This is a genomic window from Granulicella arctica (assembly GCF_025685605.1).
Taxonomy (GTDB): Bacteria; Acidobacteriota; Terriglobia; order Terriglobales; family Acidobacteriaceae; genus Edaphobacter; species Edaphobacter arcticus.
Genome location: NZ_JAGTUT010000002.1, coordinates 140,377 through 150,840, shown reverse-complemented (window position 1 = coordinate 150,840; position 10,464 = coordinate 140,377). Strand labels below are relative to the sequence as shown.

6 protein-coding genes are annotated in these 10,464 nt (G+C 53.8%); 2 read left to right on the top strand and 4 right to left on the bottom strand.

Annotated elements, in window-relative coordinates; genetic code table 11:
* Nucleotides 1–22: 22 nt before the first annotated feature.
* Nucleotides 23–1,546, top strand: coding sequence for a CRTAC1 family protein (locus OHL20_RS20570; RefSeq protein ID WP_263385177.1), 1,524 nt, complete (start codon nt 23–25; stop codon nt 1,544–1,546).
* 29 nt (nt 1,547–1,575) lie between these two features.
* Here the strand turns inward: OHL20_RS20570 and OHL20_RS20565 are convergent, their stop codons facing one another.
* The 3 genes from OHL20_RS20565 to OHL20_RS20555 are packed head-to-tail and all read right to left on the bottom strand — an operon-like array spanning nt 1,576 to nt 5,410.
* Nucleotides 1,576–3,150, bottom strand: a complete 1,575-nt coding sequence (locus tag OHL20_RS20565; RefSeq protein ID WP_263385176.1) for an NAD(P)/FAD-dependent oxidoreductase — start codon at nt 3,148–3,150, stop codon at nt 1,576–1,578.
* Nucleotides 3,123–4,094, bottom strand: a complete 972-nt coding sequence (locus OHL20_RS20560; protein ID WP_263385175.1) for a radical SAM protein — start codon at nt 4,092–4,094, stop codon at nt 3,123–3,125. Before OHL20_RS20560 ends, OHL20_RS20565 begins: the two co-directional genes overlap by 28 nt.
* Complete coding sequence (locus OHL20_RS20555; RefSeq protein ID WP_263385174.1) at nt 4,091–5,410, bottom strand: asparagine synthase-related protein; 1,320 nt, start codon at nt 5,408–5,410, stop codon at nt 4,091–4,093. Before OHL20_RS20555 ends, OHL20_RS20560 begins: the two co-directional genes overlap by 4 nt.
* 226 nt (nt 5,411–5,636) lie before the next feature.
* On the opposite strand from OHL20_RS20555, the gene OHL20_RS20550 reads away from it, so the two are divergent.
* On the top strand, nt 5,637–9,068 hold the full coding sequence (locus OHL20_RS20550; protein ID WP_263385173.1) for an FG-GAP-like repeat-containing protein: 3,432 nt from the start codon (nt 5,637–5,639) through the stop codon (nt 9,066–9,068).
* Here OHL20_RS20550 and OHL20_RS20545 read toward each other — a convergent pair.
* Entirely contained in the window at nt 9,057–10,457 is a 1,401-nt protein-coding gene (locus OHL20_RS20545; protein WP_263385172.1) for an amidase, read from the bottom strand. The genes OHL20_RS20550 and OHL20_RS20545 overlap by 12 nt on opposite strands.
* Between the last annotated feature and the right edge of the window lie 7 nt (nt 10,458–10,464).

The following is a 10,464-nucleotide window of genomic DNA, read 5'->3' as shown; positions in this document are numbered from 1 at the left end:
AACTATGGGGAGCGGCGTTTGCGTGATCGATTACGACAATGATGGTTGGCAGGATGTTGTCTTCGTGCAGTCGAAGGATTGGCCGGAGCACAAGGTTGGTAGGACGACAGCGGCGCTCTACCACAACAACCAGGATGGTACGTTCAAGGATGTCACGCACGGTTCGGGCCTGGATGTGGAGATGTACGGCTTAGGCTGTGCGGTGGGCGACTACGATAACGATGGCCGTGACGACATCTACATTACGGCACTCGACGGTAGCCACTTGTTCCATAATCTTGGCGAGGGGAAGTTTACTGATGCAACGGCGAAGGCAGGTGTGAGCAGCGCTGGCTTTGCTACGGGGGCTGCGTGGTTCGATTTCGATAATGATGGCAAACTAGATCTCTTCGTATCGCATTATGTGGACTGGTCGGTTGCTACAGATCAGAACTGTTCGCTGGATGGAAAGCACAAATCGTATTGCACGCCCGAGGCCTACAAGGGCCAAAGTGGAAGCTTGTTCCATAATCTCGGAAATGGTGCTTTTGAAGATGTAACCAAGAAGGCTGGTCTTGCCGATGCTTCTAGCAAATCTCTTGGAATCGCGTTGCTGGATTTCGATGAAGACGGCTGGATGGATCTGTTTGTTGCCAATGACACGCAGCCCAATAAGCTCTATCGCAATAATCACAATGGAACCTTTACGGAGAGTTCGTTCTCCGCGGGGGTGGCGTTCAGCGATGCAGGGAAGCCCAGAGCTGGCATGGGTGCTGATGCTGGCGACTACAACGGTTCTGGCCGCCAAAGTTTGTTGATCGGCAACTTCACGAACGAGAGTCTTGCCCTTTACAGCAACGATGGTTCCGGTCTGTTTACGGATATGTCGGCGACATCGGGAATCAGTGCTCCTTCGGCAAGTTCGCTTACCTTCAGCGCCTTCTTCTTTGACTACGATCTGGACGGCTTGCTCGATATTTTTGCAGCCAACGGCCATGTAGCCGACGACGTGAGCGTAACTCAACCCACCGTCAAATATGCCGAACCTTCGCTGCTGTTTCGCAATCGCGGCGCTGGTCACTTTGAGGATGTATCCATGAAAGTCGGCCCTGCTCTCCGGCAGGCCGTTGTAGGTCGCGGAGCTGCTTATCTTGACTTCGATAACGATGGCGATCTGGACCTTCTGATTACAGCGTCGGGTGGACCGGCAAGACTCCTGCGCAATGACAATGGCAATCAGAATGACATGTTGCGGGTGAAGACGGTAGGGGTGAGGTCGAATCGGGACGGTATTGGAGCCAAGGTCTCGGTCCGCATGACGAATGGAAGCCGGATGTCGGCGATGGTAAAGAGCGGATCAAGCTATCTTTCACAGAGCGAGTTGCCGTTGACCTTTGGACTTGGCAAACCCCTCGACGGCAAGGTTGTCACGGTCGACATTATCTGGCCTCGCGGTAAACGAGAGACAATCACCGGAGTGAAGCCGAACCAGGAGATAACGCTTAAGGAGGGAAGCGGGGTTGTCTCTTCGAAGCCAATCATTCTGGTTTCTCACGAGAAGCACTGAGGGCGTGAGGTCTCACCACCGCTAACGAGTTAGACGTAGAAGCCTGAGCTTTGGAGCATCGAGTCAATCTCCTCGGTGGTTGCGCCGACCTTCCAAGCTGCCCGTCTAAGATCTTCGGCATTGACTGGATACCAATGGTTTCTGGGCGACGCACAGAGTCCCGCAACGTCGAAGGGCTCAATTGCCTTCTTTACAGCGCTGACAAACTCTTTTGTCTCAGAGTAAGTTACACCTTTGGCCGCGCGACGGAGCAGGATCTCCACCTCTGGGCCGAATTTTGGATCCGTATGCATGAGGAACGAATTAGCCCGCTCGGGCTTGCTCAGGCGACGAGCGGTCTCCGAGTAGCTTGCAGCTGCAAAATACAGAAGTGAGATTGCGCGGAAGGCTTCGAAGTTGTTCATGTTGGCATAGAGAGCTCCGATGAGGCGGGAGGTGGCGAGGAGTTCGCCATCCGTTGACTGTTCATAAGCCAGCAGCTCTGCTGCGAAGGTAGATTGGTTCCAGTGGAGATCGAGGATCCTGGCCAAGCGGCTTATCCCGAGCAGCGCCAGAGGAAAGCCGGAAGACAGAAGTGGGTCGACAAAGCCCGCGGCTGACGGAAGCATGGCCCATCGCTTGCCGGTCATGGTGCCGCTTCGGAACGCGAGTCGAGGTAAGTAGGTGAATGGGTGCAACGGGACGGCTTCCGCGAATTGCCGTTGTAGCGTCGGCATTTTCTCAAGCAACCGCGTCCATGCCCCAGCCCCTTCCCGCAGCCCGAGGCGATCAGCTGCAGACTCTGTCGCGGCAACACCCGCGCTTGTGATGCCATTGTTGAAGCGCAATACCCATACCCATCCGCCATCAAAGACGTGATGCACGGCCGCGTCATCGATTGGGTACGGTGGGCTGTCTGGATACTGCGACGAGGTGAAATCGTCCAGCCGGCCAACATGGCTGAAGTGACTGTAGAGTGCCTTGGTAGCGGGCATGGCAGACATATCCGCTTCATGGAGCCCGAGTAAGTGATGAAGGCAGCCGCGCGGTCCGGTAGCATCGATCACAAAGCGGCAACGAAATTGGATGTCCTTCTGGTTGCGCTCACCCGATAGCACAACGTAGTCATCGGCTTCTGTGTAACGGCGCAGGGTGACTTCATCGAGATAGGTTACGCCGTGTTGCTGTGCACTACTTACGAGCCAGTGGTCAAAGTCTGCACGATACCAATGCGTGTCTGCGATCTGATCATGGGGGCTTGCTGCTACCAACATTTCGTTGTCAGAAGGCTCGTTGCCTGCGTTTTCGAGATCATGGTGAAAGAAGGAGAAGCCCCGCTTCAATCCGCAGCCGACTTCGGGATGATGCTGCTGCCAAGTTCCCCATTTTGTAAATGGGAGTAGGTCGGGCAGGCGGTAGGTTATTGCGAGTTCTTCCAGAAGAAGGTTTGAGAGGGGAGTTGAGGACTCGCCAATCATCATGCGTGGATGGGCGTTACGTTCGAGCAGAAGGACTGAGCGTCCGATTTGCTTTGCAATCATTGCTAACAGGGAACCAGCAAAGCCCGATCCTATGATGACAACGTCGTAGATGTCGCTCATACGGATGCCTGGCACGATAGACACTCGACTCCGGGAGGGACGGTCTGCGTGAGATTGATCTCCTGCAGGCGTGCAATGCGTGCTGTGGCGCAGTGTCCGCAGCATGCTATTTGCTCGATGTTCCAAAGGTCGGCGAAGACGCGACCTTTTCGCTGGCGAACACCGTATTCGACGGATGCTTCAAAAGTCTGTAGGTCGGGCGGCGTGAAGAATCCGGCCTGTCGTAACGACTCCATGGCGCCGTTTCCGCCTCGGGTCGGGATGAGGGTAAGTGCGGTAGCCTTGCACTCAAACGCGAAGTCGATGGAGCGCTGCGCCCAGTACAAAGCTTCAACAGCTTGAACAAACGGGGGCTGGACGAGTATGAACACACGCAGGTCAATCTTCTGCTCGAACAGGCGTTCTGCGGCTGCCGTGAATTGTTCGAGTGTCAGGTGCTTATTAAGATGTTGCATTGCTTCGGGATTAACTGTCTCCAGACCTAGGGCGACCTCAAGATTTGCGCTGAGTAGATCTCGGAAACGAAGACATCGATCACCGATCAGCGCCGGGTGACTCTCAACGATGACTCGTTCGAAGGCTTGGACGAGTGCTGCTATGGCGGGATAATCCTCAGGAGGAATGGCCTGCGTGTCGAAGAAGCTGCCGCTGTTGTAGAGCTTGATGCAACTTGCGGGCGGAAGCTCTTGCAACGCGAAGGCGATCTGCTCCGGTATGGCACCAACGGGAACTCTCGAGGTCAACGTGTTCTGCCAGAGATCGCACATGAGGCAACGGAAGGGACATTCACGATTGGTGAGAAATACGGTGGAAATCGTAGCAATTTCTCCCGATGCAGTACGTTCCTGCTCCGACAGGAAGGCATAGGGCTTGCGCGGGTCGAGCACTGCTCGAGGGCCGCGGTGAGCGACTATCCATTGGTCTCGTTCGGCAGCGTATTCTGGATAGAGCAGCGGCAGCAGGGTCATAGGTAACGTGAGAGGAACTGCTTCCGGTATTCCGTCTCAGCCATAGGCAGGGTCTTGTGCATGGCTTGTTCGGAGATCGCGCCGTGTTGAAAGCGTCTCTTTGGGAATACCGGCATTGTGAAGCCGGTAAGACTTGCGATGCCCTTCGAGACGATCTCCCCTTTTAGCTCGTACAAGCGTTCGACGTTATGGTCGGTCAACGTTATGAAGGGGATGGACTCCGCGACCGCGATCACCTTCGGGCGGGTGTACGGACTGAAACCGCGAAAATTGAAATGCTGCGCGGGTCCGTAGGTTCGCGTGTAGGAACGGCTTAGCCCTCCGCTGTAGGTAAGGGAATGCTTGATTTTACCGACGCCCCATCCCTCCTGATAGAGCATGGAGTTGTGAATGACGCTACGAATCGTAAGCTCGGGATTCTCATCGATAGGATAGTCCTTCAGGTTCTCGTCGCCGCCGTCGCCATCCAGCAGGTAGCCCCACTCTGGATACTCGTTGCGGATTCCTCGCAACAACGCGATCGCCATCGATGCGGACTGCACATCGAGTGATTGATAGTCTTCGATGATGCCGATCGTTTCCTGGATATCGATTGTGGCTGGATCAACCTGGATCGGCTCCAGAAACAAACCGAGGTCGACGGACTCAAGAAAGCTCTGTGCCTGCTGAAGGTCGGGGCCGTCGCCGAGATCCAGGACAAAAGCTTTGAGGCGCGTCAAGGCCATTCCTCTGGTCTTCATGACGTGATACACGGTCAGGAAGACGCTCCCACTGTCGATCCCGCCTGAGAAGCACACCCCGAGTGGTTCGTTCGTCGGAACTCTGTCTAACCAGATCGAGATTTCGTCAGCCAAGGTTTGAATGTACCGGTCGCCAATCGTCTGGGTGTCTGGCTGCATCGTTGCCATAGCAGGCGTAAAGAAGCGGGTGTATATGGGGTCGGGATCCGGGCAGCCGACCAGTTGAAGGTCAACTACGTGATGTGCCGGGATCATGCGCGTATAGCTGGGGTGGAATTGGCCTTCGAGACCCTCAGCCTGTAGCCATGCCTGGATTGCGTCGATTCGGTCGGCAACGATCAAGACGGGTCCTTCGGTGCGCTTCGCCAGAAAGTAGCGCATGGGACGATCCAACGACCGAACCATACGCACCATCTTGCCGGAACGGGCCACAAGTGAGAATGATCCCTCGATCTGCCGCATAGCCTCGGTTCCGTGCTCGACGAGCAAGGCGCGGGCCTGATCTGTTGTGAGATCGTGCAGGTCGTTTGTTGCTGGGTCAAGGAGATCTACAACCCGCTCTACATACTGATTCATAGCCACCTCAAAAACTAACGTCGCCCCAGTTTACGTCGGCTCCCGTGACGATTACATCACCACTGCAATCCTGATCGTGGAGATGTACGGCATCAAGGCATAGACGAAGGGAAACGCCTTACGTCTGTATACTTTAGGAGATCAGATAGGCCTTGTATGCCTGTTTTCGCGGACGAAGGATTTTTTTTATCGCCTCGTGGATAGATCGCGATTGAGAAAGAGAACCGTGAAACCATTCGCTTTTTTCCAGGCTGGCCTATGTATCGCATGTTCGCTGCTGATAAGCATACCCGCATGGAGCGCTGAGCCAAACACCGCTGTGGTTGAGGCAGCACGCGAGAACAACACCGGGGTAGCCTTGATGAACCAACAACTCCTGGCCAAGGCGCTGACTCATTTCGAAAAAGCTCATAAAGCTGACCCTGCGGCGATCGTTCCAGTGCTCAACGAGGGATTGGCGCTGATCTATCTGAGACGGCTTCCTGAGGCTGATGCCTTGTTGGAGGGGGCATCGACCACTGCTCCGCTGAATGCACGAGCATGGTACGGTCTCGGTCTGGCGCGTTTTGAAGCTGGCGATCAGGAACATGCCCTTGGAAGTTTCCAACGGGCAGCGAAGATCGATCCCTTAGACGCTGATTCCCACTACTACATCGCTGCTGTTGATCTCGCACTGAAGGACTATGTTCACGCCACGGAGGAGTTCCAAAAGGCGATAGAACTGAGTCCTCTGCACGCGTCGGCACAATACGGCTTGGCGCGCGCACTCCAGCGTAGTGGTAACACCGCTGACTCGCGCGTCCACCTTCAACGCTTTCAGCAGATTACTCAAAATAAGATTGGCATACTTTTCAGTACCAACTATGGAGAGCAGGGACACTACGCTCTTGCGCAGGACATGCTCGCGCCGCCGACTCCAGTTGCGGCGATGATTCCTGTAAAGTTTGTGCCGGCGTCGGACGCACCTATTGCGGCGAGCACGACCGGGTCAACTGTAGTGGGCGCAGGGGCCTGCATCTTTGACCTTGAAGGAGACGGACACAAAACGATTGTCTCGCTTGGCAGTGGGAAAGACGCGCTTCGTGCTTATCGGGTGCACAGTGCGGGAAGCTTAGAGGAGATTGCCTCAAAAGGTACCAGCCTTGTGCTCAATGGCCGCGGTGTTTCCTGTGCTGTCGGTGACTACGATAACGACGGTTTACCGGACCTTGCAGTCGCACTTGAGGATCGTGTTGAAGTCTTTCATAACCTTGGCCACGGCAAATTTGAGAACGTGACAAGTGCTTTGGGCATTCGAGTACTCAATAAACCATTTGGCGTCGCTTTCGTAGACTTCGATCACGACGGGGACGTCGATCTTTTTGTAACTGGATCGTCCGCGAAGGCAGGAGCAGCGCCAAGTGTGCTTTGGCGAAATAATGGAAATTCTACCTTCACAGAGTGGACGGTTCCAACTGCGCTCGGAGGCAGCGAAGAGACATCGGGCGCAACACTATCAGATATTAATAATGACCGGGCGGTTGATCTTTTAGTCACCGGGAAGGATCCGTCACCGACGGTGTTTGAGAATCAGCGTGAAGGCGCGTTCAAACGGGTAGCGCTGTACGACGATCCATCTCTTGGCGCAACGCGGGGTATTACCGCATTTGATTTCAATAAAGATGGTTGGATGGATGTCGCGGTGACACATGTTGGCGCTCCTGGCATCACTCTATGGAAGAACGTAGAGGGGAGGACGTTCGAACGAACCCCGTTGCCAATTACCGGCATTGTAGGAGCTTGGGGTTTAGCTGCGATCGACATTGATAATGATGGGTGGCTGGATCTTGCCGCTATTGTTCAAGATCAGTCTGGAACCCGCCTGCGGATCTTTCGGAACCTGGGTTCTCGTGGCTTTGAAGATGTCACTGATACTGTCGGTGTTGGCCAAATGGATTTAAGCGGTGCTCAATCACTTATAGCTACAGACATCGATGGAGATGGTGCTGCAGACCTAATAATTGCGCGCGGTGATGTTATGCCGATTGTTCTGCGCAACGAGGGAGGCAGTAAGAATCATTCACTGCGTATTATGTTGACTGGCCTGGCAGACAACAAGTTAGGTCTTGGAACTAAGGTCGAAGTTTTTGTCAACGGCTCTTCTCAAAAATTTGAGATAGCTGGATCTTCTGGATATCGCGGACAAGGTTCCTTAGAGATCATTGCTGGACTGGGACAGGAAGAACATGCAGACATTGTTCGCATGTTATGGCCTACCGGAGTACCGCAGGATGAGCTAGAAGTTTCTGCTGTAAAGCCGCTTGCGCTCACTGAACTAGATCGTCGTGGGAGTTCTTGTCCGGTGTTGTTTGCTTGGGACGGGAAAAAATATCAATTCGTAACTGACGTAATCGGAGCGGGAGTAGTTGGTCATTGGACCTCACCTACAACCCGGAATGAAAGTGATTCGGATGAATGGATCAAGGTCGATGGCTCGTCGCTTCGTTCGCGTCAAGGACTGCTGAGTCTTCGCTTTGGTGAGCCAATGGAAGAGATCAACTACATTGATCAACTGCGCCTGGTCGCTGTGGACCATCCAGAGGGGACAGAGGTCTATCCTGATGAGCGCTTCATGACCGAAAGACCTTTCTCCGGAGGCAAGGCCGTGTCTGCTTCATCGCATCGTCATCTCCCTGCTGGAGCATGGGGTGATAGCGGAGAAGATGTATTGCCATTACTGGCACACCGCGATCATGAATACGTGCGCGACTTTAAGAATTTAGACTATGCAGGTTTCGCCAAGGATCACGAGCTGAGTCTGGAGCTGGGCGAATGGTCTGCCGAACGTCCATTGCGTCTATTTATGAGTGGCTTTATCGAATACTTCAGCGCGAGTTCGATGTATGCCGCGTGGCAGGCGGGCAAAGCTCCACAGGCCCCTACAGTGGAGGCTCAGATGGCAGATGGGTCGTGGAAGATGATCATCAGCGACATGGGATTTCCGGCGGGGCTACCTCGAACAATCGTTGTTGATCTAACTGGCAAGCTCCCGCCTGGAGTAAGGCGCATACGCATCCGAACCAATTTGCAGATCTATTGGGACGAGATCCTTGTGGATAACGAGGTTGAGGCTCCGGCAGAAGTAAGACAGACTGAGCTGCCGCTCGCAGCTGCGACGCTAGCATTTCGCGGCTACCCAAAACAAATCGATGGAAAAACTCCTGGAGATCTCACCTATGACTACCAGTTAATCAGCAGCACGGGACCGTTTCAGTGGCAGCGAGGGAACTATACACGCTACGGTGCAGTCGCACCCCTGCTGCATGCAAAGGATGATCAGTTCGTAATCTTCGGAAGCGGCGAAGATATTGATGCTGAGTTCAGTGATGCGAATTTACCGCTACTGCCACCTCATTGGAAACGCGATTACTTTTTTTATGCCGATGGATTTGTAAAGGATATGGACTTTTACGAGGCTTTACCCTTTACCGTTGCTGAAATTCCCTTTCAGGCAATGAGCAACTACCCGTATCCCAACACTGAGCACTACCCAGACACGGATAAGACCTTGAATTATCAGCTTGACTGGAATGATCGGCTGCAGACTGGTGACAGGACACAATTATTTCAGTTCCACTACGTGCCCACACTCTCGAAACCCATTACGTCACGCAACTGAGTCTTGCGCAATTGGGGGTTCTTTGTACCCGAATTCGGCATCGATGACGGACGCAACTGCGAGAACGGCTTCATCCAGAAATGGCATGCCAGCTATCTGTACTCCAATCGGAAGTCCAATATCCGAGGTTCCAACTGGAACCACTGCCGCCGGCGAACCTAGTAGATTGAACCACTGTGTATACCGCATTGCATCTAGATAGCTCACTGTGGTTCCCTCTACAGTCCAGCTTCGCTCCCCATGAAGGACTGCTGGTACGGAGCATACGGGCGTAAGTAATATAGGAAATTGTTTCATTTCAGTTAGTAATAAATTGCGTACGAGGTCCATTTCAGCCCAGGCCTGCAGCAAAGCCTGAGGGGTCAGCGGATTCCGGCTTTCGGCCTGAGAAAGGAAGTCGCGGAAGACTGGGCTCAGTTCGGACCTTCTACCCACAATCTCTGGCTCGTAAAACATCGCTCCGCATTGCATGAAGAAGATATCCCATAATTTTCTAGCCGCGTCCAGAGAGGCTGGGCGAAATGGTTCAACGCTGAAGCCTTCCCGCTTTAAAGTCTTGACGGCGTTCTGAACTGCTTGCCTTGTCTCAGGGGTCACGGCTATAAAACCGTCGTCTTCCAGGTAACCGATTCTAAACTGCTTCGCCTCAGCCAGAGTCACTGGTCGGTATGCTACCGGTGTACTTGCGGAATCAAGAAAGTAAGGCTGTGAAAGTACCCGAAAAAGCAGTTCAAGATCAGGCACGGAACGCGCCATTGGTCCGACTGCGCCCAATATCGAAAAAGGTCCAACGCAGGGCGGTAGGTGTCCTACGGATGAAACACGTCCTGAAGTAGGTTTAAGGGAACAGATTCCTGTGAAGTGGGCAGGCTCTCGCACAGACCCTCCACTGTCGCTGCCTAGACCCGCGGCGGAGAGGCCAGCGGAGATTGCTGCCGCTTCGCCGCCACTTGAACCGCCTGCTGTGCGTTTGAGATCCCACGGATTATTCGTGCGCCCATATAACAGATTGTCGGTCTCGTATGCCATCAGGAACTCTGGGCAGTTCGTTGTGCCCAGGATGATTGCGCCTTCAGCGCGAAGTCTCGCAACAGCAACGGCATCAGTATCAGCACGTCTGCCGCGCCATAACATACTGCCGGTTTCACAAAGATGGCCGGCAACCGAGATTGACGACTTTATCGTTATTGGCAAGCCGGAGAGCATCCCGCTCTTAACATGCCTGGCTTGCGCACGCACCTTATCTGGATCAAAGTCGATAATTGCGTTTAACATCGGGTTGAGACGTTCAATGCGGTGAATATGCTCTTCTGCGAGTTCCATAGGAGAAATTACTTTATCGCGGAGCAGTTTTAGCTGTTCTACTGCGGATCCCAAGGCAAGGCTCATAGACTTC

Excerpts from the sequence above, each read along its gene's own strand:
- OHL20_RS20560 (WP_263385175.1), bottom strand. The coding sequence starts at position 4,094 with ATGACCCTGCTGCCGCTGCTCTATCCAGAATACGCTGCCGAACGAGAC.
- OHL20_RS20555 (WP_263385174.1), bottom strand. The coding sequence starts at position 5,410 with ATGAATCAGTATGTAGAGCGGGTTGTAGATCTCCTTGACCCAGCAACA.
- OHL20_RS20545 (WP_263385172.1), bottom strand. The coding sequence starts at position 10,457 with ATGAGCCTTGCCTTGGGATCCGCAGTAGAACAGCTAAAACTGCTCCGC.